The organism is Sphingomonas sp. UYP23, assembly GCF_054059235.1.
This window is the reverse complement of sequence record NZ_JBSSBX010000001.1, coordinates 327836-353267: the sequence shown is the minus strand read 5'-3', so window position 1 is coordinate 353267 and position 25432 is coordinate 327836. Positions and strand designations below refer to the sequence as shown.

Below are 25432 nucleotides of genomic sequence, written 5' to 3'. Positions count from 1 at the left end.
TTCCCCTGAAAGCAAATTCGTCGCATAGGCGACGCCGCGCAGGCAAATGGCACTCACGCACGCCCCGCGCAAGTCTCACCCTGACCGGAAACCGGAACATGACCTTTGACGTAGCGTCCACTGCCCGCAAATCCATGGGCGCTTTGCACCGGGCGAGCGAACCCGATGTTCTAAAGTCGCTTCTGGACCGTGCAGCGCTCACGCCCGATTCGCGCGAGCGGGTGATGGGGCATGCGCTCGGGCTGCTTGCCGACCTGCGTGCGGCGCAGGGCAAGGGGTGGGTGAACCAGTTTCTGCTAGAATATCGGCTCAATTCGTCCGAGGGCGTGGCGTTGCTGTCGCTGGCCGAGGCGTTCCTGCGCGTGCCCGATCCCGAGACCGCCGATCTGCTGATCGCCGACAAGCTCGGTGATGCCGATTGGCGCGCGCACACGGGCAAGTCGAACTCGACGCTCGTCAATTCGGCGACCTGGGGCCTGGTGGTCGGCCGTGCGCTGGTTGGCGACGGGCAGACGCAGAGTTCGCTGCGGCGTCTCATCAGTCGCGCGGGCGAGCCGTTCGTGCGGCAGGCGGTCGGCGCGGCGATGCGGATGATGGGCGAGATCTTCGTCATGGGCCGCACGATCGACGAGGCGATGAAGCGGATGCGCAAGCCCGAGAATAAGGGCTTCACCGCGAGCTTCGACATGCTCGGCGAGGCGGCGCGGACGCACGACGACGCGCAGCGCTATTTCCGCGCCTATACCGACGCGGTCGACGCGGTCGGGCGCGATCCGGCGGCGGGGCATTCGATCTCGGTCAAGCTGTCGGCGCTGCACCCGCGCTACGAAGTGTCGCGCTGGGACGAGTGCGTGCCGGCGCTGACCGAGATGCTCGAGGCGCTCGCGGTGCAGGCGGCGAGCAAGGGCATCGCGCTGACGGTCGATGCCGAGGAGAGCGAGCGGCTCGAGATGAGCCTCGACATCATCGGCACCGTCGCCGCACTGCCGAGCCTCAAGGGCTGGGACGGGTTCGGCATGGCGGTGCAGGCGTACGGCAAGCGCGCGCGGCCGGTTGTCGCGTGGGCGGGCGCGTTCGATCGGATCATGAACGTGCGGTTGGTCAAGGGCGCCTATTGGGACAGCGAGATCAAGCGCACGCAGGTCGAGGGGCTGGCGGACTATCCCTTGTTCACGCGCAAGGCGGCGACCGACGTGTCGTATCTCGCCGTCGCGCGCGACATGCTCGATGCGCCGAATATCCGTCCGGCTTTCGCGAGCCACAATGCGCTGACGGTCGCGACGATCATGGAATGGGCGGGCAACAGCCGCGACTTCGAGTTCCAGCGGCTGCACGGCATGGGCGACGGGCTGTACGAGCGGCTGGTGCGCGAGAATGGCTATCACTGCCGGGTCTATGCGCCGGTCGGTGGGCATCGCGATCTGCTGGCGTATCTGGTGCGGCGTTTGCTGGAGAATGGGGCGAATTCGTCGTTCGTGCATCAGTTGGCCGATGAGCGGCTGACCGAGGCGGAGATCCTCGCCGACCCGGTGGCGAAGATCGCCGCGGTCGGTGGTGCGCGGCATCCGAGCATTCCGTTGCCGGTCGATCTGTTCGGGGCGGGGCGGCGCAACAGCGCTGGGCTCGACCTCGCGGATCGGGTGGTGCTGCGCGAGACGGTCGCGGCAGTCGAATCCCCCTCCCGCCTGCGGGAGGGGCTAGGGGAGGGGCGTGCCTCAGGCGCGACCTCGACCGTTGCGCACTTCCCTCCCCCAACCCCTCCCGCAAGCGGGAGGGGAGATGCGGTTGCGCGCGCCCACGCCGCGTTCCCCGCCTGGTCCGCCACCCCGGTCACCCAGCGTGCCGCCTGCCTCGATCGCCTCGCCGATCTGCTCGAGCAGCACCGCGACGACCTGATGGCGATCTGCGTCCAGGAAGCCTTCAAGACCATCCCCGACGCGCTCGGCGAGGTCCGCGAGGCCGTCGATTTCTGCCGTTACTATGCGCAACAGGCGCGTGACGGGCTCCAGCCGGTCGAACTCCCCGGGCCGACTGGCGAGCGCAACGTGCTGCGCTTCGACGGGCGCGGGGTGTGGGCGACGATCGCGCCGTGGAATTTCCCGCTCGCGATCTTCCTCGGCCAGACCGTCGCCGCGCTCGTCGCGGGCAACAGTGTCGTCGCCAAGCCCGCGCCGCAGACGCCGCGCATCGCCGCACGCGCGGTTGAACTGGCGCATGAAGCCGGCGTGCCCGCGGACGCGCTGATCCTGCTCCCCGGCGGCCCAGACGTCGGGGCCGCGCTGACTGCCGACGCGCGCGTCATGGGCGTCGCGTTCACCGGTTCGACCGCCACCGCGCGGAAAATTGCGCGGTCGCTGCTTGAGGACGACAACCGCCCGATCGTCCCGCTGATCGCCGAGACCGGCGGGATCAACGCGATGATCGTCGATTCGACCGCGCTTCCCGAGCAGGTCGTGGCGGACGTCGTCACCTCGGCCTTCCGCTCGGCGGGGCAGCGTTGCTCGGCGCTGCGGCTCCTGCTGCTGCAGGAGGAAATCGCCGGCACGACCATCGAGATGCTGAAAGGCGCGATGGAGACGCTGCGGCTCGGCGATCCGGCCGATCCGGCGACCGATGTCGGCCCGGTGATCGATCAGGCCGCGTACGACAAGCTGATGGCCTATCGCGCGCGCGCCGGGGTGGTGAAGACGCTCGACGCGCCCGCCGACGGGCTGTTCGTGCCGCCGACTCTGGTGCAGCTCGACCGGATCGAAGACCTGATGCAGGAATGGTTCGGGCCGATCCTGCACGTTGCCACCTGGCCCGCGGGCAAGCTCGCCGAGACGATCGCGGCGGTCAACGCCAAGGGCTATGGACTGACGATGGGCCTGCACAGCCGCATCGCGCGCGCCGCCGAGGAGACCGAGGCGCTCGCGCAGGTCGGCAATCTCTACGTCAACCGCTCGATGATCGGCGCGGTGGTCGGCTCGCAACCGTTCGGCGGCGAGGGGCTGTCGGGCACCGGGCCAAAGGCGGGCGGGCCGCATTACCTTCACCGGTTCGTGGTGGAGCGCGCGGTGTCGATCGACACCACGAGTGCTGGCGGGAATGCAACTTTGCTGAGCCTGGACGAAGGTGGGATCTGAGCTCCTCCGTCACCCCGGCCTTGTGCCGGGGTCCACCGTGCCGCGCGTGCTACGACGACAAGTCGCGCATCCCGGTGGGCCCCGGCACAAGGCCGGGGTGACGGTGGGTCAGCTATGCCCCGAATCGTCATCCACCGCAGAGTCGCTCGGCGTTGCGCCAGTTCCCTGGCGGTGCGCCGGAACGGGCGTCGGTTCGACCTTTGGTGGTGCCGGGTGCGCATCGGGCGCCGCATAGGGCAACACCATCTCGCCGTCGGGCGCGGCGGTGAAACTTGTCTGTGTCGGATACGCGAGGCTGATCCCCGCATCGTTGAGGCAGCGGATGATCGCCAGGCCGACGGTATGGCGCGCGTCGTAGAATTCCTGGAACGCTGCGCTCGGCGAATCGAATTCGACGTCGAAATCGTAGCTGCTCGCGCCGAAGGTGGTGAAGCCCGCGCGCACGAACTTCATGCCGCGCGCCTCGACCACGTCCTTGATCATCGTCGGCAGCGCCTCGAGCGTCTCGATCGGGGTCCATTGCACCAGCCCCAGCGTGAACACGACGCGGCGATATTCGCGTTGCGTGTTGTTGATGATTTCCTTCTCGAGCAATTGCTTGTTGGCGACGATCCGCTCCTCGCCGGTGACGCCGCGGATGCGCGTCGACTTGAGCCCGATTGCCTCGACCGTGCCCGACGATTTGTCATAGCTGATCGCATCGCCGCGCCGGAACGGGCGATCGAAGATGATCGCGAGGGCTGCGAACAGATCGGCGAAGATGCCTTGTGCTGCCAGACCGATCGCAATGCCGCCGACGCCGAGACCGGCGATCAGGCCGGTGACATTGACGCCCAAATTGTCGAGCACGACGATTGCGGCGATCGCGAACACGGCGAAGCCCACGAGGATGCGGATGATCCCCATCGCACTGCCGATCGCCTCGCCTGAATAATGCTCGTCGGCGGTGCGATATTCGATCGCGCCGATGATGATCTCGCGCGCCCAGATGGCACCCTGATAGCCCGCCACGAGGATCCAGATGAAGCTGATCGTCGCGCGCACATTTTGCGGGGTGTCGGTGAAATTCGCCGCGCTGACGAGTTTGATGGCGGCGATCACCATGAAAGTGTTGCCCGTGGCGACGACCGCGCGCGCAACGATCGCGCCCCAGCGACGCGACAATGACGGATGTGCGCAATATTTTCGCGCGAGCCGGCGGACGAAATGCATCGCGACCACCAGCGCGCTGGCTACCGCGACGGCGACGATCAGTTGAAGCCAGTGCGTTGCGGCCCAGCGATAGGTCGTGCTGATCAGGCTGCGGAGTTGTTCATCGAAATCCTGGACGCGGATCGGCGGCAGGATTGCGGTGCTATTCTTGGTCGTCATTTAAACTTCTCAGGCGGCTTTCGCAGGAGACGGTGCCGTGCCCTGTTCGAGGAAGGCGAGCAAGCCGCGTTCGGCGCGGCTCAGATGCTGCGTGCTGCGCGGCAGGCGGAGCGTTTCGCGAAATGCGGACTGTCCGTCCTTGGCGAGCGCGAGCAGGGCAGGATGGACATACGACTTGCGCGCGATCGCGGGCGTATTGCCAAGCGCCTCGCTGACCGGGAGCAGCATCGTCTTGAGGCTGATGTCGTGCGGCGCGGTCGCGAGTGCCTCGAAGGCGAGTACGCTCGCGCTCCAGGTGCGAAAATGCTTGGCGGTGAAGTCGGCGCCCATCGCCTCGCGGATATAGGCGTTGACGTCGGATGAGGTGACCGGATGCGCCTCGCCCGCGCTGTCGATCCAGCGGAACAGATGCTGGCCCGGCAAATCCTGGCAGCGTTTGACGAAACGGCTGAGCGATCCGTCGGTGATCGTCAGCACCCGCAACTTGCCCGACTTGGCTTTGAACTGCAGCTTCAACGCCGTGCCCTTCAACGCGGCATGGCGCTTGCGCAGCGTCGTCGCGCCGAAACTCTTGTTGGCCTTCACATAGCCTTCGTTGCCGATCCGCACCTTGCCAAGATCGAGCAGTCGAACGACCGCCGCGACGGCGGTGTCCTTGCCGATGCCGCGCTTGGCGAGATCGGTGGCGACGCGGGCGCGCAGCTTGGGCAGCGCATGGCCGAACGGCGCGCACAGTTCGTATTTCGCCGCCTCCTGCGTTTCGCGGAAGCCGAGGTGATAGCGATATTGCTTGCGGCCCTTCTCATCCCAGCCGACCGCCTGGATATGGCCGTTGGGGCTCGGGCAGTACCAGGCGTCGCGATAGGCGGGGGGCAGGCCGATCGCGTTCAACCGGTCGATCTCGTCGCGGTCTGTAATGCGCGCGCCATCGACGGTGAAATAGCCCCAGCCGTGCTTCATCGCCTTGCGTGTAATACCAGGGTCACTGTCGTCGTGGTAAGAGATGTTCGCCATGGCCTTTAGGAATGCACGGGCCATCGCATCGTTCCGGAACGGGCTGGCCCTGCCGATGGTTAAGCCGCCGGAACACCCCAGCCGGAGACCCATCATGGCCGATCTTTCAACTGCCCACGTGCTCATTCTCGCAACCGATGGTTTCGAGCAGGTCGAACTCTTTCAACCCCGCCAGGCGCTGCTCGACGCCGGCGTCAAGGTGACGCTCGCCTCGGACAAGACCGATCCGATCCAGGGCATGAACCACGACGAGAAGGGCGACACGATCACGCCCGACATTTTGCTCGATGACGTCGACACCGAGGATTACACCGCGCTGCTGCTGCCGGGTGGCGTCGCCAACCCCGACACGCTGCGGATGAACGACCGCGCGATCGAGATCATCGAGGAATTCGCCGATGACGAGAAGCTGATCGCCGCGATCTGCCATGCGCCATGGCTGCTGATCGAGGCCGATGTCGTCGATGGCCGTCGCATGACGAGTTGGCCCTCGGTGCGCACCGATCTCGCCAATGCCGGCGCAGACGTGGTCGATGAAGCGGTCGTGATCGACGGCCCGTTCATCACCAGCCGCAAGCCCGACGACATCCCCGCCTTCAACAAGGCGATCCTCGAGGCGCTTCAGGAAGAGCTCGAAGCGGCCTGACCCGCGCTCCCCGCCCGCCTCAGGTGGGCGGGGAGACGGTTCATCCAATCCTGTGCGGGGCGCTCGACCAGATGGTGGAGCGCCACCGACGTTCCCAGCACTAGCAGAAGATACAGCGCGATCAGGACCGGCGGGATTCCCTGGACGTCGTCGATCAAGGCGAGCTTGACGATGACGAACAGCAGGAAGTGGCTGAGATAAGTCGCGTAGCTGATCTCGCCGAGATAGTGCAGCGCCGGGATGTCGAGCGGGTTGCCGCGCACTTCCGAGGTCAAAGCGAGCGCGAGCAAGCCGGCGGCGAACGCGGCGGGGACGGTGAGCGTCTCAGGCTCGCCGGACAGCTTCGCGGCAAATGCCACGAGCGCACAGCCGATCGCCACGAGCGCGGGGACGAGCGGCGCATCGCGCCACCGCTCCCACAGCGAACACAGCGCGCCGCCGACCGTGAACTCGATCAGGCAGCGGCGCAGCCCGAAGATCCAGATGTCGGTGCCGAGCGTCGGTGCCCCCGCCATCGCGACATGCAGCAGCGCCAGCAAAGCGACGATCATCGCGATGACCACCCAGCTCGGCACGCGCCGCCAGTCGAGGGCGAAGGCGATGAGCGGAAAGAGCAGATAGGCAGCCCATTCGGTACTGATCGACCAGCTCGGGTCGTTCCAGGCGAGATGGTCGGTAAACCCCCAGGTCTGCAGCAGCGCGACGTGCAGCGGCAGTTCGGCATAGGGATAATGCCCGGCATCGTGCCGCCCCGTCGCGGCGAGCGCGAGGACGAGCGCGACGGTCGCGCCCAGCATGACGATGTGGAGCGGCCAGATTCGCGCCAGCCGGCGCCACAGGAACCCCGGCACGGCGCCAAGACCACCGCGCCGGAGTCGCGCGCTCCAGCTCAGCCAGATGACGAAGCCCGACAGCAGGAAGAAGAAATCGACCGCCAGATAGCCCTTGGCGAAGACGGCCAGCACCGTCGGCGGCAACCAGTCGAGTGAAATCCGGATATGGAACAGGACGACGAACCACGCGGCGATCCCGCGCATCCCGGTCAGCGCGCGCAGTTCGTGGCGGCGCGGGGCAGGGGACAGCGAGGTCATCATGCGGCTGCAGGTTCAGCCGCCCGCATCGCCCGGCGCGGCTTCCACGGCTGTCCGGCCCGCTTGCGCGCAAGATAGGTATCGAGCCCGATCTGCGCGCCGATCAGCATATAGACGAACGGCTGGAATGCGATGCCGATGAACGCCGCGCCGAGCAGATAGACGATATGCGCCGATTGCAACGCGCCGGCGAGCGGCGTGACCCACGCCATGTCGACCGCGCCCTTGCGATAGCGATGGCGCAGCACCTCCATGCGGAAGATGCCGATCAGGCTGATCGACAGCCACAGGATCAGTCCCGGAAAGCCCTGCTCGCCGAGCATCTCGAAATACGCGCTATGAAACGCGCGCGCCTGGTCGACCGTCAGATGGCGATCGACGGTCGCATTCTCGGCGCTGCCCTCGACGCGTTCTGTGTCGTAGCGGATCTTGTTCTGGCGATACATTTCGAACCCGCCGCCCAGCGGATGCTCCTTCGCATATTCCCAAGTCCAGCCCCAAACAGCGATCCGCGTTGAGGCCGATTCGTCGCCCCTATAGGTCTTGATCGTGCTCATCCGGTCGGTGAAGGCAGACGGCAGGAACGGCACCGCGATCATCCCCGCCGCGCCGAGCAGGCACAGATACAGCACCTTGCGCTTGGCATCGCGCAGCATCAGCAAGGCGACCAGGCCAATGCAGAGCAGCCCGGTGCGCGTCGAGGTGCCCACCGGGATCAACAGGCAGGAAAAGACGAGCGCATAGCAAAAGCCCTTCACCTTCCAGTCGGGCGGAAAGATCGTGCCGTGGCGCGTGAACCACAGGATCAAGGGGATGATCGCGACCGCAACGGTCGAGATCGTCGATCCCTCGTACAGGCCCGAATTGTTCGACACCATCAGGTTGAGCGAGCCATAGCCACCGCCGCCGCTGGCGATCGTCTTGATCCCGCCGACAATGATGATCGACGCTGCCGAGGCGACCATCACCAGCAGCAGCGATTCGATCCGGAGCTTGGTGCGCAGCGTGAAGGGGAGGAAGGCGGCGAACGCCAGGCACTTCCATACCCACCCCCATTTATCGAGCGCCTCGACCGGGAAATCGGCGGTGAGTGTGGTGCAATAGCAATAGACCATCAGCAGGACGATCATTCCCTGCCGCGGCGTGAAGCGTGTGCCGGTCTTGTCGTCGGCGACGAGCCATCCGCCGACCGCGAGCACGACCGCGATCAGCGAAACGGGCACGCTGTTGAGCAGCACGTAGGTCAGCCGCTGCGGCGCGACGACGTCGATATAGACATAGGCGAGGACGAAGATGAACGGCCGACGAAACCCCGCCGCGAAGAAGGCGGCGAGGAAGGCGACGAAGACGAGATCACGCAAGCGGGCGGCCCTTCCGCTTGCGGACGGGCGCTTCGCCGGGCACGGTTTCGCGGTCGAGATCGGGGCGGCGCAGCAGCCGCCAGATTGTCAGCGCGATCAGGCCGTGGCTGATCGCCAGCGCGAGATTGTCGATCATGCCGTCGCGCTCCTTTCGCAAAGCCCGTACCCGCCCTATCGCTGCGGGGTTCAGGCCGTTCTACGGGTGTGGGGTTGAGGCTCCGTTAAGCACTCATGCGTTAGGGCGATAGCATGCGCATTCTCCATCTTCTGGATCACGGCCTGCCGTTGCAGAGCGGCTACACCTTCCGCACCCGCGCGATCCTGAAAAGCCAGATGCAGCGCGGCTGGACCGTTGCTGCAGTGACCGGGCCGCGGCAGGCGTCGCCGCGAGCGCTGGAGGAGAGCGTCGATGGCATCGACTTTTTCCGCACCGCCGCGGTGAAGCGCTTGCCGGCGCCGTTCGGGGAGCTGCGCGAGATCGCGGCGTTCGCGCGACGAATCGGCGAGGTTGTCGAACGGTTCAAGCCCGACATCCTCCACGCGCATTCGCCCGTGCTCGATGCGCTCGCCGGCCTGCGCGTCGCCGGCAAATACAAGCTGCCGCTGGTCTATGAGATCCGCGCCTTTTGGGAGGACGCGTCGGTCGGCAACGGGACGGGCCGCGAGGGCTCGCTGCGCTATCGTGCGACGCGTGCGCTCGAGACCTGGGCGGTCAGGCGCGCCGATGCGGTGGCGGTAATCTGCGAGGGGCTGCGCGACGACCTGATCGCGCGCGGGATCGATCCCGGCAAGTTGATCGTCTCGCCCAACGGAGTCGATCTCGCGATGTTCGGCACGCCGCTGGCACACGACGCCGCGCTTGCCGAAGCGCTCGGGATCACCGGGAAGGACGTCATTGGCTTCATCGGCAGCTTCTACGATTATGAAGGGCTCGACGATCTGATCGCGGCGATGCCCGCTTTGGTCGCCGCGCGTCCGCAGGCGCATCTCGTGCTCGTCGGCGGCGGTCCGATGGAAGCCGCGCTGCGTGCGCAGGCGGCGGCATCGCCAGTGGCGGCGCAGATCCATTTCGTCGGGCGCGTGCCGCATGGCGCGGTCGAGCGCTATTACAGCGTGATCGACGTGCTGGCCTATCCGCGCAAGAAGATGCGGCTGACCGACCTGGTGACGCCGCTCAAGCCACTCGAGGCGATGGCGCAACGCCGGCTGGTCGCCGCATCGGACGTCGGCGGGCATCGCGAGCTGATTCGCGATGGCGAAACGGGGACGCTGTTCGCGCCCGGCGACCCCGCTGCGATGGCGCGCGCGCTCGCCGATCTGCTTGCCGATCGCGGCAGTTGGGACGATCGCCGCGAACGCGGGCGTATTTTTGTCGAGGCGGAGCGTAACTGGGCTGTTAACGTTGCGCGTTACGCGCCCGTTTACCAAAAACTTACCGATAGCATGGCAGAGCAGAGTGCATGGCCGTCTCCTCCGATCCTCAACGCCTGACCCTCCCACTGGCCCCGCTCGTCGCGGCCATTATCGGGGTGCTGACCGCGGCAATGTTCGCGCTGATCCCGACCGGCTTGCTCGAGTCGATGGTGGTCGATAGCGGCATCGCATCGGTCGTCTCCGCCGCCGAGCCGCCGTTGGGCTATACCGCGCGCGCCGCGCTCGTGTTGCTCTGTGGCGGCGGGGTCGGCGTACTGGCGTGGTTCGCGCTGTTCCTGGCGTTCGGCACCCGCACGATCGCGCTCCACCGCCGCACCCGTAACGATGAGGATGCTCCGGTGCTGCGCCGCGCCGACGCGCATCCCGACGCCCCGGCGCGCCGCCCGCTGTTTGCCAATACCGATCTTGGCACGCCGTTCCTCGAAGTCCGCGCCCGTCCCGTTCATCTCGATGCGGCCGAAATGGCGCCGCTCGTCGAGCGCTCGCTGCCGGTCGATCTCGACGAGCCGCTCTCGGCCTATGACCCGACCTTTCTGCGCGACACCGCGCCCGCCGCAGCGATCGTCGACCAGCCGCTGCCGCTGCCGCGTCGCCAGACCTACGATCCGAGCGAGCGTTTCGAAACCTTCCCGCTCGGCCCGATCGATGCGCCTGCGGTCGAGCGGCGCACCCCCACGCCGATCGCGCGTCCGCCGCGCGAGGCGACCGGATCGAGTGACCCTTCGGACTCGATCCACGCCTTGCTCGACCGGCTCGAGCGCGTCGTCAGCCGCCGCGACACGCCGCCGAGCGCAACCCAGCCGCGCGAGACGATCGAGGACAGTCTGAGCAGCCTGCGCCGGCTGGCGACCGACCACCGCTGATCGTCGCATCCGGCGCGGGCGTTCAGGTCTCGACCGTCAACGCCTCGAGCGCGACGACCGCCTCGCCATTGCGCCGTGGCGTCGAGCGCGTCACGATATCGGCGACCAGATGCCCGCGCATCGTCAACTCGGCGTCACCGAGCGCGGCCAGCCAATGCAGGCTCACGGGATCGTCGCGCAGCGTGAGGGCGATCTGATGTCGCGCGCCGACAAAGGTGGCGCTCGCCCAGCGCGTCGTCTCTAGCACGCGTGCCACCGCGGCGCATCCAGCCGCATCGGCGCTGCGTTCGAGCGCGCGTTGGAGCAAGATGGCGGAATCGGGGCCGCGGCTCATCGCTCGGCTCGCTGGTCGGCGAGGAATGCCTCGATCCGGCGGACCATCCGCGTTCCCGGCTCGCGCCCGCAGCGCAGATCGCGGACCAGGCGCGGGTCGCGCACCGCGAGCCGCCCGAACGTGGTCGGCGGCATGGCGCTCGCCTTCAGATAACGGTCGATCTTCTGCAACACCGACATGCCGGTCTCCTCGTGATTCGTTGCAGCCTCAATGGCTTCATGTTCACGATCTGTTCTATTTTCCAACTTGTCTAGGAAAAATCCTATGCTTATGATCGGGCGTATGGACAGGGATGATCCCCGCACGCGCCTGGCAGCGCTGATCGACGCGAACGGCGTCAGCTATGCCGCGCTGTCGCGGATGCTTCGCCGCAACGACGCCTATCTCCAGCAATATGTCCGACGCGGCACGCCGCGCGACCTTGCCGAACGCGACCGGGCGTTGCTCGCAGCGTATTTTCGCGTCGATGCGGCCGAGCTTGGCGGGGTGGCCATCCCGCGCATGGCGCCGATCCGGCGGCTCGATCTCGAGGCGTCGGCCGGGCCCGGCGCGCTCGCCGCCGATGCGGTGCGCGCGGGTGCCATGCTGCTCGACCCCGCTTTGCTCGAATCGTTGCGGCTGAAGGCCAAAGATGCGGCGATGCTGCGGGCGCGCGGCGATTCGATGCTGCCGACGATCGCCGATGGCGACCAGATCGTGATCGACGAACGCGACACGCGGATCGAGCCTATGCCCGCCATCTTCGTGCTGCGGCTCGACGGCGTCCTGCTCGTCAAGCGCGTGTCGCGGACGACCGGCGGGATGCTGATCGAAAGCGACAACCCGGCCTATCCGCCGATCACGACAAAGGCCGCCCAGATCCTCGGCCGGGTCGTCTGGCTGTCGCGGGCACTACGCTAGCGGCGCGAGTCGCGCAGCCACATGACGAGCGAGATCGCCACGCCGAGCCCAAGCCCGATCAGGAAGCCACGCGTCGGTCCGAGTGGTGAGAACAGGCCGATCCCCGTCCCGGCGATCGCACCGAGCGCGATCAGCGCTCCGCCGGCAAGCGGGGTACGGGGCGGAGAGGAATGGATCATGCGCGACGCTGTGCCATGTCCCGCGGCAGGACGCCAGCGTCCCATGTTGGGAGGGGTGAGGCGCCTCGCGCGCACGCATTAACCTTCGTCTCGCGCGCTACGCCGGACCTTGCCCGGACTGGCACGGACCGTGAAGCGGGACGATGCCCGCAGTCCCGGCGGACGTGTCTCGAGCGGAGCTTGCATGCATCTTCCCTATCTCGCCGATTGCACCGAAGTGACGCATGCGACCGATCTCATTACAGTGTTCGGCGCGGACGCGGGCCGGGAAGCGGCGACGCGCGCCAACCGCAGCCGCGATCTCGGCAACTATCTCCACTTCTGCCGCTGGCGGCAGATCGAGCGGCTGATCGCCTTGCTCTCGTTCGATCGCGCGATCGGCACGATTCACTGATTGCGGCGCCGTACCTGCGCTAAACCCCTGTCGTTCGCCAAACAGCCGGGCTAGGACGGCGTATGTCGTTATCGGTGGGGCGGCGGCGTGCGTATCGGGCGGCCGCTGGGATTCTTTGGTGTGTCGGTTCCGGCGCGGTGGCGCAAACGCGTCCGGCGGGGGCCCCCGTCGCGGCGCCAGTCGAGTCGCCCGCCGATCCGTTGCCGCAGACAAGCCTGCCGCTCGATCCGCAGTCACCGCTCGCGCCCCTGCCCGGACTCGGGGTGGACTGGCCCGACCTGTCAAAGGCGCCGCAGGAACCCGTCACGGCCAATACCCCGACTGCGATGACCGGCGAGACGCGCTACAGCTATCGCATCGATGGGATCGATGATGTGGCGAGCACGCTGCTGCGCGATCGCTTCGCGCAACTCTCGACGCTCAGGGCCAATGACGGCCAGCCCGCGAACGCGGCGCAGCTCGACCGACGCGCGCGCGAGGATGCGACGCTGCTAACCACCCTGCTGCGGGGTGAAGGCTATTACGACGCGCGGGTCGCGACGCGCGTCGAGCCGGCGGCATGGCCGCTCGTGGTGCTCGATGCCGAACCCGGCACGCTCTATACCTTCGGGGGCGTCAACGTCGCCGGGATCGACGCCGCCGGCGACAAGGCGCCCGCCTTGCGCAAGGCGTTCGGGCTCGATCCCGGCGACGCGGTCAATGTCGATGCCGTGCTCGCCGCCGAGACCAGCCTGCGCACGACGATCAGCGATCGCGGTTTTCCCTTCGCGATCGTCGGCGATCCGCAGATCGTGGTCGATCGCGCCGCGCATACCGCGATGCTCGACCTGGCGGTCGTTCCCGGCGGCGCTCGGCGCTTCGGGGCGATCACCATGACGTCGGGCAGCAAGGTGTTCGATGCCGATCATGTCCAGGATATCGCCCGCTTCGTTCCCGGGCAGTCGTTCGATGCGTCGGCGCTCGCCGATGTGCGCCGGGCACTCGTCCAGACCAGCCTGGTATCGAGCGTCAAGATTACGCCGGTAGAGGGCAAGGAGCCCGGTACGGTCGACATCGCGGTCGGCCTCGAACCCGCCCCCAAGCACACCATCGCGGGCGAGCTCGGCTATGGCACCGGCGAAGGCGCGCGTGCCGCGCTGAGCTGGACGAACCGCAACCTCTTCCCACCCGAGGGCGCCCTGACGCTGGCAGGGGTGCTCGGGACGCAGGAGCAATCCGCGAGCGTCACCTTCCGCCGCAACAATTTCAACGGGCGCGATCGGATCCTGACCTTCCAGACGGTCGCCTCGAACGTCAAGCGCACGGCGTACCAGGCGCGTACGGTGTCGCTGTCGGGCAGCCTCGAGCGCCAGACCAACATCTTCTTCCAGAAGAAATGGACCTGGTCGCTCGGTGCCGAACTCGTCGCATCGGACGAGCGTGACGTCCTCATCGACACCGGCGCGCCGCGGCGGCGGACCTATTTCATCGGCGCGCTGCCCACTGTGCTGAGCTACGACGGGTCGAACGATCTGCTCGATCCGACGCGCGGCTTCCGCCTGAGTGGGCGTTTCTCTCACCTGAAATCTCGCTCGAGGGCAAAGCCTTCGGCTATGCGCGGCTGCAATTCGATGCGAGCACGTACAAGAGCGTCGCAAAGGGTACCGTCCTCGCGGGCCGGATCCGGCTCGGCACGATTGCGGGCGCGCCGCGCGATGCGATCGCGCCGTCGCGGCGCTTCTATGCCGGCGGCGGCGCGTCGGTGCGCGGCTATGGCTATCAGGATATCGGCCCGCGCGATCCCAATAACGATCCGGTCGGCGGCCGCAGTCTCGCCGAATTCTCGCTCGAGGCGCGCGTGAAGACGTTCGGCAATTTCGGTGTGGTGCCGTTTTTCGACGGCGGCAATATCTCGACTGGGTTGCTCCCGAGCCTTGGCGCGCTCCGCTACGGCGCGGGGCTCGGGGTGCGCTATTATTCCAATTTCGGGCCGATCCGCATCGATGTCGGCACGCCCGTAAACCCCGCGCCGGGCGATCCGCGCGTCGCGGTCTATGTCTCGCTGGGACAGGCGTTTTGAGCGACGACACGCTGCCTCCCGAAATTGCGCGCCCTGTAGCCGTGCCCCCCGAAGCGGTACCCGACGATTCCGCGCCGCGGACGGTCAAGCCGCATGGGGTGTGGGGGCGGATCGTGTTCGTCGTCGTCGCATCGCTGTTCCTGCTGGCGCTGGCGGCGCTTGGGCTGATCGATACTAGCATCGGGCACCGCTTTCTCACCGACCAGATCGCGGCGATCCGGCCGACCAACGGCCTTCGCTACAGTATTGGCCGGATCGAAGGCTCGATCTATGGGCGCGCGACGCTGATCGACGTGCGGGTGCGCGACACGCGCGGCGTGTTCTTTGCAGCACCACGCGCCGAGCTCGACTGGTCGCCGTTCCACTGGCTCGACAATCGGCTCGACATCACCAGCTTGCGGATCGCATCCGCCTCGCTCGCGCGGCTGCCGCAGACCAAGCCGACGCGCCCCGGTCCGATCCTGCCGAGCTTTGATATTCATATCGGCCGCCTCGCGGTCGACCGGCTCGTCGTCGCGCCGGCGCTCGCCGGGGTCGAGCGTGTCGCGCGGCTGCGCGCGCGGGCCGACGTCCATCGCGGGCGCGCGTTGATCGATCTCGCCGCGGTCGTCACGGGGAGCGACGACATCCGCCTCCATCTCGATGCTGCGCCCGATCGCAACCGGCTCGAGGCGACGGCGCGCGTGCGCGGCACCGCGCGTGGCGTGCTCGCCAAGCTCTCGGGCTTCGGCAAGCCGATCGCGCTCGATATCGCCGGCAACGGAAGCTGGGCGGCGTGGCGCGGCAGCATGGTGGCGGACGTCGGGACGACGCGGCTTGCCGATCTCGCGCTGACCAACCGCGCCGGGCGCTATGCGGTGTCGGGCGTGCTCGTCCCGGCACCGCTCGCGCATGGCAAGCTTCAACGGCTGACGGTGCCGCGCGTGCTCGTCCACGGCGCTGCGACGCTTGTCGATCGTCAGCTCAAGGGCAATCTGTCGCTGCGCTCGGACTCGCTCGACGTCACCGGCGACGGTACGATCGACCTGGCGCAAAGTGCGTTCCGCACTGTTCGGCTCCATGCCTTCCTGACGCGCCCGAACGCGCTCTTTCCCAACATGACCGGCCGCGCGATCGAACTGCGCGCGATCCTCGACGGCCGCTTCGCAACCGCGGCATTCGACTATCGCCTCACCGCGCAGCGTTTCGCGTTCGACGATACCGGCTTCGAGGATTTCCGTGCAGCCGGGCGTGGGCATTTCTCGAAACAGCCCGTGCTCGTGCCGATCCGCGCGACCGCGGCGCGCGTGACGGGCGTCGGCGATGTCGCGGGCGGCATCCTCCGCAACCTGACGATCGATGGCGTGCTGCGCGTGACGCCGCAGCTCGTGCTCGGCGACGACCTGAAGCTGACCTCGGACAAGCTGAACGGGCGGATCAACCTGCTGCTCGACCTGCGCGACGGTCGCTACGACATCGGCATCAATGGCGGGCTCGGGCGCTATCGCATCCCGGGGCTCGGCGTGGTCGACGTGCAGACGACGCTGACGGTCGTGCCGGGGCCGGGCGGGCGTGGGACGCGCGTCGTGGGACAGGGCGTCGCGCAGATGATCACGCTCGAAAACGCCTTCTTCCGTTCGCTCGGTGGCGGGCTGCCGCGGATCGTTACCGGGCTCGAGCGCACGCCCGATGGGCTCCTCCATCTCAACACCCTCGTACTGACCGCACCGCAGCTTCGCATCACCGGCAATGGCGTGCGGCGCCGCGACGGCACTTTCCACTTCGAGGGCACGGGCCAGCAGACGACCTATGGGCCGCTGACGCTCAAGCTTGACGGCAAGATCGACCATCCGACGCTCGACCTGGTCTTCGCGCGGCCCAACCAAGCGATGGGCCTGGCGAACGTCGTCGCACATCTCGACCCGACCGATGCTGGCTTCGCCTTCACCGCACGCGGCGATTCGCGGCTTGGGCCGTTTGCCGGCAACGGTGCGATCCTGTTGCCCAAGGGCGGCGACGGGACGATCGCGATCGCCGATCTCGCTGTGAGTGGCACCCACGCCAAGGGACCGCTGCGGATCGTTCCCGGCGGGTTCGACGGGAAGCTCGATGTGGCCGGTGGCGGCCTGGCGGGAACGCTGCTGTTCCGTCCGGTGCAGGAGAAGCAACAGATCGAAGCGCATCTCGACGCGACCGCCGCGAAGCTCGCCAACGCTTTCGTCCTGCGGCGCGGACATCTCGACCTCGTTGCGTTGCTCGATCCTGCCGGCACATCGATCGACGCGAACCTGACGGGTGCCGGGCTGCGCCGACGGTCGCTGGTGATCGGACGGTTTGCCGCGCATGCCAAGCTGCGCGACGGCTCGGGGACGATCACAGCCTCGATTGCGGGTTCGCAGGGTCGTGCCTTCGATATCCAATCGGTGACGCGGGTGTCGCCCGACCGCTATGTCGTGTCGGCGCAGGGCACACTCGACCGTCGCCCGCTCACGCTCGTCACGCCTGCGGTGGTGACGCGCGATGGCGATGGCTGGCGGCTCGCGCCGACCGACCTGACCTTCTCCGGGGGCGACGCCAAGGTCTCGGGACGCTTCACCGGGGCGTCGAGCGAGCTTGCCGCGACCGTTGCGCGGATGCCGCTGTCGATCCTCGACATCGGCTATCCAGGGCTTGGGCTGGGCGGCAACGCCTCTGGCAGCCTGTCCTACGCGCAGGGCGGCGGCGCGGCGCCGACGGGCAAGATCGACATGACGGTGCGCGGCCTGACGCGCTCGGGGTTGATCGTGTCGTCGCGCCCGGTCGATGTCGGCATTTCGGGGCTGCTCTCGCGCGACCGGCTCGCGGCGCGCGCCGTCGCCGAGACCGGCGGCAAGACCGTCGGCCGCGCGCAGATGCTGCTCACCTTGCCCGGCGGTGGCGATCTCGCACAGCGCGTGCAGAATGCCGGCCTGTTCGCGCAGCTGCGCTACGACGGACCCGCCGATACCGTCTGGCGGCTAACGGGGATCGAGCTGTTCGACCTTACCGGGCCGGTCGCGATCGGCGCCGATGCCGGCGGGACGGTCGCCAACCCGCAGATCAAGGGCGTCGTCCAGGCGAAGGGCGCGAAGATCGAGAGCACGACGACCGGCACGGTGCTGACCAATGTCCAGACCACCGGCCGGTTCGGCGGATCGCGGCTCGTGCTCGACCGCTTCGCCGCCGACGCCGGCAAGGGCGGCCATGTCACCGGCACCGGCGTGTTCGATTTCGCAGCGAAGAACGGGCTCGGGCTCGATCTGCAGGTCCAGGCCGATCACGCCGTGATGATCGCGCGCGACGATATCGGCGCAACCGTCACCGGGCCGCTACGCTTCCAGTCGGACGGGGCGGGGGGCACCATCTCGGGCAATCTCCGGCTCGACAAGAGCCGCTATCGCCTCGGCCAGGCGAGCGCCGCCAGCGCCTTGCCGCAGCTCAACATCCGCGAGATCAACCTGCCCGATGGCGGCCAGGACGACGAGACGCCGTCGGTGCCGTGGACGCTGGCGATCCATGCGCGCGCGCCCAACCAGGTGCTCGTCACCGGGCTTGGCCTGCGCAGCGAATGGTCGGCCGATCTGCAGATCGCGGGGGCGCCCGATAATCCGGCGATCACCGGGCGCGCCGATCTGGTGCGCGGCAATTACGATTTCGCCGGGCGCACCTTCGGGCTCGACCGCGGCAAGATCCTGTTCTCGGGCGAGGTGCCGGCCAACCCTGCGCTCGACATCGTCGCCAACGCCAATACGACCGGCCTGACCGCGTCGATCAACGTGACGGGGCCCGCGCTCAAGCCCGAGATCACCTTTTCGAGCACGCCTGCCTTGCCGCAGGACGAACTGCTGTCCCGGCTGCTGTTCGGCACGTCCATCACCAATCTGTCGGCCCCCGAGGCGCTGCAATTGGCCTCGGCGGTGGCGGCCCTGCAGAATGGCAAGGGCGGGCTCGATCCGATCAACGCGGTGCGCCGTGTCGCAGGGCTCGACCGGCTGCGGATCGTCTCGGCCGATCCGACGACCGGGCAGAAGACCTCGGTCGCGGCAGGCAAATACATCACGCGGCGCTTCTATGCCGAGATCGTCACCGACGGCGCAGGCTATTCGGCGACGCAGGTCGAGTTCCAGGTAACGCGCTGGCTGTCGCTGCTCTCGACGGTGTCGACGCTGGGCCGCCAGACCGCAAACGTGCGCGTGTCGAAGGATTATTGAGCGCGCGCACCGATCCGGCGGGCGAGGGCGGCAGCGAGGAGCGCCGGCACTTCGGGCGCGATGTTGGGATAGAGGTCGGGCTCGATCGCCTCGACCTCTATCAGCGCGAGCTTGCCGTCGGCACGGCGGAGGAGATCGACCCGCGCATACAGCGGCGGCGCGGGTAGCGCGGCGAGCACCGCGTCGAACACGCCGCGCGCCTCGACATCGGGTGCATAGCGACTGAAACGGCCGCCGAATTGCGGCTGGATCCGAAAGTCGCCGCCGGTCGCGACCTTCCGCGCGGCGTGGCTGAACGTGCCGTCGATCGCGAAGAGCGAGAGTTCGTCTTCCTCTGCGATCGCAGGCAGGAAGGGCTGGATGATCGCATCGTCGAGCGGGGGGATGGAGTCGCCGCGTTTCAGCCGCATCGTTTCGTGGCTTCCTGCCGAAATCTGCGGCTTCACCACCAGTTCTTCGCACCCGAACTGATCGAACGCGGCGGCGACGGTCGCGTCGTCCGCACGGCCGAAGCGGCTAGGCACGATCGGGATGCCCGCCGCCTCGAGTTCGAGCAGATAGGTCTTGCGCGTGTTCCAGGCGAGGAGGGCAGGCGCGTTGAACAACGGCCGTTCATCGGGCCACGCGCCAAGCAGCGCGTCCCAGCGCGCCACATCGAAATGATAGCCCCAGGCGAAGAGTGCCAGCGCCGCGTCGCCGTCACCGAGGCCGAGGTCCCACGGCCGCGGTACCAGCGTCATGCCCGCAGCGGCAAACGCCACACGGTATGGCGCGAGCGCCGCCGCCGCCGCCGCATCGTACGGACTGCCGCTCACCGGCATCAGCACATCGATGCGGCGTGTCATGCGCGCCTCAGGCCGCCTCGCCGATCACCGTCTTCACTTCCATGAAGTCGGTCAGGCCGAATTTGCCATTCTCGCGGCCATTGCCCGATTGCTTGTAGCCGCCGAACGGCGCGTTGCCGTCGGGGCTCCACGAGTTGATCGTGACGAGCCCGGCGCGCAGCCGCGGCGCGACCTTGGCGGCCTTGGCGGGATCGCCCGAGATCGTCGCCGACAGGCCGTAGGGCGTGCCGTTGGCGATCTTCACCGCTTCGTCCTCGCTGTCATAGGCGATCATCGTCGCGACGGGGCCGAACACCTCCTCCTGCGCGATGCGCATGTTGGGAGTGACGTCGGTGAACAGCGTCGGCTTGATGAAGTACCCGGCATTGCGCCCGTCGGGCCGCCCGGTGCCGCCGGTGACGAGCGTCGCGCCCTCGTCGATCGCCGACTGGATCAGCCCCTGGATCTTGTCGAACTGCGCCTTGTTGACCACCGGCCCGATATGCGCGCCCATCACGGACGGGTCGCCGACCTCGGTGCCTTCCATCATCGCCTTGACGATGCCGGTCGCCTCGGCGACTTGGCTGGTGTGGACGAGCAGCCGCGTCGGCGCGATGCAGCTCTGCCCCGCATTGGCGAGCACGCCCTGGACGGTCGGCGGCAGGACGGCGGCGAGATCAGCGCCCTCGAGTACGAGATTGGCCGCCTTGCCGCCCAATTCCTGATGGACGCGCTTGACCGTCGCCGCCGCCGATTGCGCGATCGCGATGCCCGCGCGGGTCGATCCGGTAAAGCTCACCATGTCGACATCGGGATGCGCCGACAGCGCCGAGCCGACGCCCTTGCCGTCGCCGTTGACGAGGTTGAACACGCCCGGCGGAACACCAGCCGCATCGAGGATCTCAGCGAGGATCACCGCGCAGCCCGGCGATTCCTCCGAAGGCTTGAGGATCATCGTGTCACCCGCCGCCAGCGCCGGCGCGACCTTGGCGGTGACCTGGTTGAGCGGCCAGTTCCACGGCGTGATCATCGCGACGACGCCGAGCGGCTCGTGCACCACCTTGGCGCGGCCGAGCTTCTGCTCGAACTCGAAGCTGTTGAGCGCCTTTAGCGTCGCGATGAAATGCCCGAGCCCGGCGGGGACCTGCGCAGCGGTCGCGAAGCCGATCGGCGCGCCCATCTCGCTGCTGATCGCAAAGGCGAGGTCGGGGATGCGCTTCTTATATTCCTCGATGATCCGCTCGAGCAACGCCGCGCGCTCGGCGACGGTGGTCTGCGAATAGCTGTCGAACGCGGTCCGCGCGGCGGCGACCGCGGCGTCGACATCGGCGGCGGTGCCGAGCATGATCTCGGTGCAGGGCTGCTCGGTCGCGGGGTCGATCACGTCATGGCGCGTGCCGCCCAGGCTCTCGACCCAGGCACCGTTGATATACTGTTTGAGATAGCTCTTCATCGCCGCTCTCCACGTTTCTGTTTCTCTGCTAGGCGCGATGAATGGCGTGGCGCGAGATCGGTTGCAACCCGAAACGTAGATCGCCGGTTGAGCCGATCCAAGGAGACCAGAGATGGCAAGCACCAATCGCGCACGCGCCGCCAGGTTCGAACGGACGGGCGGACCCGAGGTGATCGAATGGGTCGACGTGGACCTGCCCGATCCGGCCCCGGGCGAAGTGCGGATGCGCAATACCGCGGTCGGGCTCAACTATATCGACGTCTATTATCGCACCGGCGTCTATCCCGCCAAGTTGCCGAGCGGGCTCGGCTCGGAAGCGGCTGGGGTGGTCGAGGCGGTCGGGGAGGGCGTCACGGGCTTCGCACCCGGCGATCGTGTCGGCACCTTCGGCCCGGCGCTCGGCGCCTATGCGACGGCGCGCAACGTCACGGCTGCCAGCCTGTTGCGCTTGCCCGACGATGTCGACGACCGGACCGCCGCCGCGCTGCTCCTCAAAGGCTGCACCACCGAATTCCTGGTCGAGCGCTGCGCCAAGGTCGAGGCGGGGCAGACCGTGCTCGTCCATGCGGCAGCGGGGGGTGTCGGGCATCTGCTCGTCGGCTGGCTCAAGGCGATCGGCGCGACAGTGATCGGGACCGCCGGAAGCGCGGCCAAGGCCGCGCACGCCACGGCCGCGGGCGCCGATCATGTCATTCTTCACAAACACGAGGACATCGCCGCGCGTGTGCGCGCGATCACGGACGGGAAGGGCGTGCCGGTCATCCTCGACGGGGTCGGCATGGCGACGTGGGAAGCGTCGCTCGCAAGCGCGGCACCGCGCGGGTTGATCGTCAGCTATGGCAATGCCGGCGGCAAGGTCACGGACGTCGATCTCGGCATACTCGCGGCCAAGGGCTCGCTGTTCGTCACGCGGCCGACGCTGTTCAGTTATTACGCGACGCCGGCGGAACGCGAGGCCGGAACCGAGCGGCTGTTCGCGATGCTGCGCAGCGGCGCGATCACGCCCGAGATCGGCCAGACCTTCGCGCTCGAGGATGCGGCGGCGGCGCACCGTGCGCTCGAGTCCGGCGAGACGCGCGGGGCGAGCGTCCTGACGGTGTGATCAATCGACCGTGACGGGGTCGCGGACCGCATCAAAGTGCCGCTCGCACAGCGCGCTGATCGCCACGTCGAGCGCGCCGATCCGCTCGCGCATGTGCCGCATCATCGCCAGCCCGGCGAGGCGATATTCCGCCCAGTGCGCGTTGATGTCGACGCCGGCCCATTTGCGCTGATAGACCTGATAGTCGAAGCCGAGCTTGATATATTCGGCCTTGAGCGTGCACACCGTCGCGACGTCCGGCCCGCCCGCCGTCAGGATCGGGCCGAACAGCGCGCGCTGGGTATAGGCGTCGAGCGCATGCAGCGCCGCGGTCAGTTCGTCGCGGAACGGCGTGAGCACGACGCAGGCGCCGGCCTCGCGGCCGCTCAGATACGGCTTTGCCCGATCGAGCAGGGTCAGCACGTCGGCATGCAGCCGATGGAACTGGTCAAGCGGGTGGTTGGTGCTCATAAGGCGAAGTGTGCCGCCAAAGTCTGAAAAATTTACCACCGGCGCGCGGGCGCGACCGTCGCCGCGACCGGCGCCTCGTCCCGAACGCAAGCCGGTCGCGGTCGGTACGCGCTTGATCGCGCTTAACAAACCCTACGACGTCCTGTCGCAATTCACCGATGCAAATAATTCCGCAGTGCGGCGAACATTGTCCGATTTCGTCGCCGTCCCGCACGTCTACCCCGCCGGGCGACTCGACCGCGACAGCGAGGGGCTGCTGCTGCTGACCGACGACGGGCGATTGCAGGCGCGGATCGCCGACCCGCGTTTCAAGCTGCCCAAGACCTATCTCGTCCAGATCGAGGGCGAGCCCGACGCCGCCGCGCTCGACCGGTTGCGCGCGGGCGTGCGGCTCACCGACGGGGTGACGCTTCCCGCCGAAGCCAGGCGGATCGATCCGCCCGCGTTGTGGCCGCGCGATCCGCCGGTGCGCTTCCGCAAGAGCGTGCCCGATTGCTGGATCGAGCTGACGATCCGCGAGGGCCGCAACCGCCAGGTCCGCCGGATGACCGCGGCGGTCGGCCATCCGACGTTGCGGCTGGTGCGCTGGCGGATCGGCGACTGGTCGCTCGACGGGATCGCGCCGGGGGAGTGGCGCGACCTGCCATTCCCCGGCTGACCCGCGAGGTCAGCCCGGGTAGGGCGTCGCCTTGAGCAGGCCCGCCAGATGCGCCGCATTGCCCGCGACCATCTTGACGGTCTTGGCGACCATCTCGGGCGGGCTTTGTTGCAAAACTGATGGCGGGGATTCACGCAGGGAATCGAGCGGTATAGATAGGCGTAATGCCCAAACCTGCCGCACCTGTGTATCGTACGACGAACTGGCCTGAGTATAATGCGGCGCTGAAGCGGCGTGGGTCGCTGGAAATATGGTTTGATCCGGAGATGCACTGGCTTTCGAAGCCGTGTGGTCGCCCTGGTCGCCCGATGCGGTTTTCAGACAGCGCGATAGAGCTGTGCCTGACGCTGAAGACGCTGTTCAACCTGCCTTTGCGGCAAGTGACGGGGTTGGTTTCGAGCCTGATCAAAATGGCGGGGCTGGATTGGTCGGTGCCGGATTATACGACGCTGTGCCGACGGCAGAAGACGTTGAAGGTCAACCTCGGCGGGCGGATCAGCTCGGGCGGACTGCACCTGCTGGTCGACAGCACCGGGATCAAAATGACGGGAGAAGGCGAGTGGAAGACGCGCAAACACGGACCGTCCTACCGTCGCCAGTGGCGCAAGGTGCATCTCGGGATTGATGCTGGGACGCTGGATATCCGGGCCATTGAGGTCACGACGAATGCCATTGGTGACGCACCGACGCTGCCCGTTCTCCTGGCGCAAATTCCCGGAGACGAGCGGATACTCAGCGTCGGCGGAGATGGCGCTTATGATACCAGGGACTGCCATGCCGCTATTGCCGGGCGCGGTGCCGATGCGGTCATCCCGGTCCGCCGCAACGGGCAACCATGGGCAGAAGGCGGTCCCGGCGTCGATGCACGCAATGGAGCGCTACGCGCGACAAAGCGGCTTGGTCGCGCAATCTGGAAAAAGTGGAGCGGCTATCATCGCCGCAGTCTGGTCGAGACCAAAATGCACTGCTTCAAACTCCTGGGCCAGCGCGTTGTCGCCCGCACCTTCGATCGTCAGATTACCGAGCTCAAAGTCCGTGCTGCAATTCTCAATCGGTTCTCCGAAATAGGAACGCCGGTGACCGTCCGCATCCAATAACATCTTCAAGTAAAACGTCGGTCATGCTCTCGCGTAATTATGCAACAAAGCCTCTCGGGCGTCTCCTTCAGATCCTTGAAGTCGACCGAGCCATAGGCCTCGCCGACCCAATAGACCGCACCGACCGCGGGGATCGTCCAGCCGGTGTCGTTGAGCGACTGGAACAGCTGCGCGGTCGAGAAATGCGCGCCGTCTTCATTGCCGACGATCGCCGCGACCGCGACCTTCGAGTAGCTCGGCATCCGGCCCTGCTCGTCGGTCTCGCCGAGAAAGGCGTCCATCCGCTCGAGCACACGCTTGGCGACGCTGCCGAGTTGGCCCATCCAGACGGGGCCGCCGAAGACGAGGATGTCGGCGGCGAGGATTTTCGCGCGGATCGCGGGCCAGGCGTCGCCATCGCCTTCGTCCGAGCTGACGCCGGGCTTCACGTCGTGCGCGGCGATGCGGATCGTCTCGGTCAGCTCGACGTCGCGCTCGGCGAAGGCGGTCTTGAGCAGGCCGATCATCACGTCGGTCGAGGAGGCTTCGCTGGCGTCGGCCTTGAGCGTGCAGTTGATGGCGATGGCTTTGAGCGGCATTTGCGGGTCTCCCGGGGGGTTGGGGGAGGAACGCGGGGCGGGGGGATTTTCTCCACGGGGGTGGGAGACCGTGTGGGGTGCGTTAGTGCGACGAACCGTGCGGTGGTTGACTCGATTGACCCCTGGACGTGGTGTTTACTTTTGCGATTGTTTCCAATTTTGTGATGATCGGCGGTTGGTGCAGATATTCCACGGCCTGCCCGGTTTTTTCGGGCGGTGGGCTGGGACCGACGATTAGAAAGAACAGAAGGTCCTATGGCGTAATTCCCACATGTAGGACAGCGCGAGTTT

22 protein-coding genes and 1 pseudogene are annotated in these 25432 nt (G+C 67.3%); 11 read left to right on the top strand and 12 right to left on the bottom strand.

Annotated elements, in window-relative coordinates:
- Positions 1 to 98: 98 nt before the first annotated feature.
- A complete protein-coding gene (gene putA / locus ACVWYO_RS01875; protein ID WP_457348512.1) occupies positions 99 to 3125 on the top strand; it encodes a bifunctional proline dehydrogenase/L-glutamate gamma-semialdehyde dehydrogenase PutA in 3027 nt (1008 codons plus the stop codon).
- 108 nt (positions 3126 to 3233) lie between these two features.
- Here the strand turns inward: putA and ACVWYO_RS01870 are convergent, their stop codons facing one another.
- Positions 3234 to 4496 (bottom strand): mechanosensitive ion channel family protein, encoded by a 1263-nt coding sequence (locus tag ACVWYO_RS01870; protein ID WP_457348511.1) that lies wholly within the window; start codon positions 4494 to 4496, stop codon positions 3234 to 3236.
- A gap of 9 nt (positions 4497 to 4505) precedes the next feature.
- On the bottom strand, positions 4506 to 5510 hold the full coding sequence (locus ACVWYO_RS01865) for a DNA topoisomerase IB (RefSeq protein ID WP_457348510.1): 1005 nt from the start codon (positions 5508 to 5510) through the stop codon (positions 4506 to 4508).
- 94 nt (positions 5511 to 5604) lie between these two features.
- Here ACVWYO_RS01865 and ACVWYO_RS01860 point away from each other — a divergent pair, with 94 nt between their 5' ends.
- Positions 5605 to 6156 (top strand): type 1 glutamine amidotransferase domain-containing protein, encoded by a 552-nt coding sequence (locus tag ACVWYO_RS01860; protein ID WP_457348509.1) that lies wholly within the window; start codon positions 5605 to 5607, stop codon positions 6154 to 6156.
- On the opposite strand, the gene ACVWYO_RS01855 is transcribed toward ACVWYO_RS01860, so the two are convergent.
- From ACVWYO_RS01855 to ACVWYO_RS01845, 3 genes are read right to left on the bottom strand one after another with little or no spacing between them, the layout of a single operon-like run.
- Positions 6132 to 7250: an acyltransferase family protein gene (locus ACVWYO_RS01855; RefSeq protein ID WP_457348508.1), complete on the bottom strand. Its 1119-nt coding sequence runs from the start codon at positions 7248 to 7250 to the stop codon at positions 6132 to 6134. The genes ACVWYO_RS01860 and ACVWYO_RS01855 overlap by 25 nt on opposite strands.
- Positions 7247 to 8608 (bottom strand): putative O-glycosylation ligase, exosortase A system-associated, encoded by a 1362-nt coding sequence (locus ACVWYO_RS01850; RefSeq protein WP_457348507.1) that lies wholly within the window; start codon positions 8606 to 8608, stop codon positions 7247 to 7249. The genes ACVWYO_RS01855 and ACVWYO_RS01850 overlap by 4 nt, the downstream gene beginning before the upstream one ends.
- Positions 8601 to 8744, bottom strand: a complete 144-nt coding sequence (locus tag ACVWYO_RS01845; RefSeq protein WP_457348506.1) for a hypothetical protein — start codon at positions 8742 to 8744, stop codon at positions 8601 to 8603. The genes ACVWYO_RS01850 and ACVWYO_RS01845 overlap by 8 nt, the downstream gene beginning before the upstream one ends.
- A 113-nt stretch (positions 8745 to 8857) precedes the next feature.
- On the opposite strand from ACVWYO_RS01845, the gene ACVWYO_RS01840 reads away from it, so the two are divergent.
- On the top strand, positions 8858 to 10099 hold the full coding sequence (locus ACVWYO_RS01840; protein WP_457348505.1) for a TIGR04063 family PEP-CTERM/XrtA system glycosyltransferase: 1242 nt from the start codon (positions 8858 to 8860) through the stop codon (positions 10097 to 10099).
- Complete coding sequence (locus tag ACVWYO_RS01835) at positions 10069 to 10905, top strand: hypothetical protein (protein WP_457348504.1); 837 nt, start codon at positions 10069 to 10071, stop codon at positions 10903 to 10905. The genes ACVWYO_RS01840 and ACVWYO_RS01835 overlap by 31 nt, the downstream gene beginning before the upstream one ends.
- A 22-nt stretch (positions 10906 to 10927) precedes the next feature.
- Here the strand turns inward: ACVWYO_RS01835 and ACVWYO_RS01830 are convergent, their stop codons facing one another.
- Together ACVWYO_RS01830 and ACVWYO_RS01825 are read right to left on the bottom strand one after the other, a co-directional pair.
- Positions 10928 to 11239: a hypothetical protein gene (locus ACVWYO_RS01830; protein WP_457348503.1), complete on the bottom strand. Its 312-nt coding sequence runs from the start codon at positions 11237 to 11239 to the stop codon at positions 10928 to 10930.
- Positions 11236 to 11418: a hypothetical protein gene (locus ACVWYO_RS01825; RefSeq protein WP_457348502.1), complete on the bottom strand. Its 183-nt coding sequence runs from the start codon at positions 11416 to 11418 to the stop codon at positions 11236 to 11238. The genes ACVWYO_RS01830 and ACVWYO_RS01825 overlap by 4 nt, the downstream gene beginning before the upstream one ends.
- Positions 11419 to 11509: 91 nt before the next feature.
- On the opposite strand from ACVWYO_RS01825, the gene ACVWYO_RS01820 reads away from it, so the two are divergent.
- Positions 11510 to 12139 (top strand): S24 family peptidase, encoded by a 630-nt coding sequence (locus tag ACVWYO_RS01820; RefSeq protein ID WP_457348501.1) that lies wholly within the window; start codon positions 11510 to 11512, stop codon positions 12137 to 12139.
- On the opposite strand, the gene ACVWYO_RS01815 is transcribed toward ACVWYO_RS01820, so the two are convergent.
- Complete coding sequence (locus tag ACVWYO_RS01815; protein WP_140852555.1) at positions 12136 to 12318, bottom strand: hypothetical protein; 183 nt, start codon at positions 12316 to 12318, stop codon at positions 12136 to 12138. The genes ACVWYO_RS01820 and ACVWYO_RS01815 overlap by 4 nt on opposite strands.
- 184 nt (positions 12319 to 12502) lie before the next feature.
- Here ACVWYO_RS01815 and ACVWYO_RS01810 point away from each other — a divergent pair, with 184 nt between their 5' ends.
- From ACVWYO_RS01810 to ACVWYO_RS01800, 3 genes and pseudogenes are all read left to right on the top strand, one after another.
- A complete protein-coding gene (locus tag ACVWYO_RS01810; RefSeq protein ID WP_457348500.1) occupies positions 12503 to 12712 on the top strand; it encodes a hypothetical protein in 210 nt (69 codons plus the stop codon).
- A gap of 62 nt (positions 12713 to 12774) precedes the next feature.
- Positions 12775 to 14771 (top strand): annotated as a pseudogene (locus ACVWYO_RS01805) (autotransporter assembly complex protein TamA).
- 98 nt (positions 14772 to 14869) lie between these two features.
- Positions 14870 to 18979 (top strand): translocation/assembly module TamB domain-containing protein, encoded by a 4110-nt coding sequence (locus ACVWYO_RS01800; RefSeq protein WP_457354829.1) that lies wholly within the window; start codon positions 14870 to 14872, stop codon positions 18977 to 18979.
- Here the strand turns inward: ACVWYO_RS01800 and ACVWYO_RS01795 are convergent.
- Positions 18973 to 19824: an ATP-grasp domain-containing protein gene (locus ACVWYO_RS01795; protein WP_457348499.1), complete on the bottom strand. Its 852-nt coding sequence runs from the start codon at positions 19822 to 19824 to the stop codon at positions 18973 to 18975. The two genes, ACVWYO_RS01800 and ACVWYO_RS01795, sit on opposite strands and share 7 nt — an antisense overlap.
- Before the next feature lie 7 nt (positions 19825 to 19831).
- On the bottom strand, positions 19832 to 21256 hold the full coding sequence (locus ACVWYO_RS01790; RefSeq protein ID WP_457348498.1) for an aldehyde dehydrogenase family protein: 1425 nt from the start codon (positions 21254 to 21256) through the stop codon (positions 19832 to 19834).
- 112 nt (positions 21257 to 21368) lie between these two features.
- Here ACVWYO_RS01790 and ACVWYO_RS01785 point away from each other — a divergent pair, with 112 nt between their 5' ends.
- Positions 21369 to 22358, top strand: coding sequence for a quinone oxidoreductase family protein (locus tag ACVWYO_RS01785; protein WP_457348497.1), 990 nt, complete (start codon positions 21369 to 21371; stop codon positions 22356 to 22358).
- Here the strand turns inward: ACVWYO_RS01785 and ACVWYO_RS01780 are convergent, their stop codons facing one another.
- Positions 22359 to 22808, bottom strand: a complete 450-nt coding sequence (locus tag ACVWYO_RS01780) for a hypothetical protein (RefSeq protein WP_457348496.1) — start codon at positions 22806 to 22808, stop codon at positions 22359 to 22361.
- A gap of 112 nt (positions 22809 to 22920) precedes the next feature.
- Between ACVWYO_RS01780 and ACVWYO_RS01775 the strand changes: the two genes are divergently transcribed.
- Positions 22921 to 23466: a pseudouridine synthase gene (locus ACVWYO_RS01775; RefSeq protein ID WP_457348495.1), complete on the top strand. Its 546-nt coding sequence runs from the start codon at positions 22921 to 22923 to the stop codon at positions 23464 to 23466.
- Positions 23467 to 23630: 164 nt separating this feature from the next.
- Complete coding sequence (locus ACVWYO_RS01770; RefSeq protein WP_457348219.1) at positions 23631 to 24563, top strand: IS5 family transposase; 933 nt, start codon at positions 23631 to 23633, stop codon at positions 24561 to 24563.
- Between the two features lie 5 nt (positions 24564 to 24568).
- On the opposite strand, the gene ACVWYO_RS01765 is transcribed toward ACVWYO_RS01770, so the two are convergent.
- The gene (locus ACVWYO_RS01765) at positions 24569 to 25141 is read right to left on the bottom strand and encodes a flavodoxin family protein (protein ID WP_457348494.1); all 573 of its coding nucleotides are present in this window, start codon (positions 25139 to 25141) and stop codon (positions 24569 to 24571) included.
- Positions 25142 to 25432 lie beyond the last annotated feature (291 nt).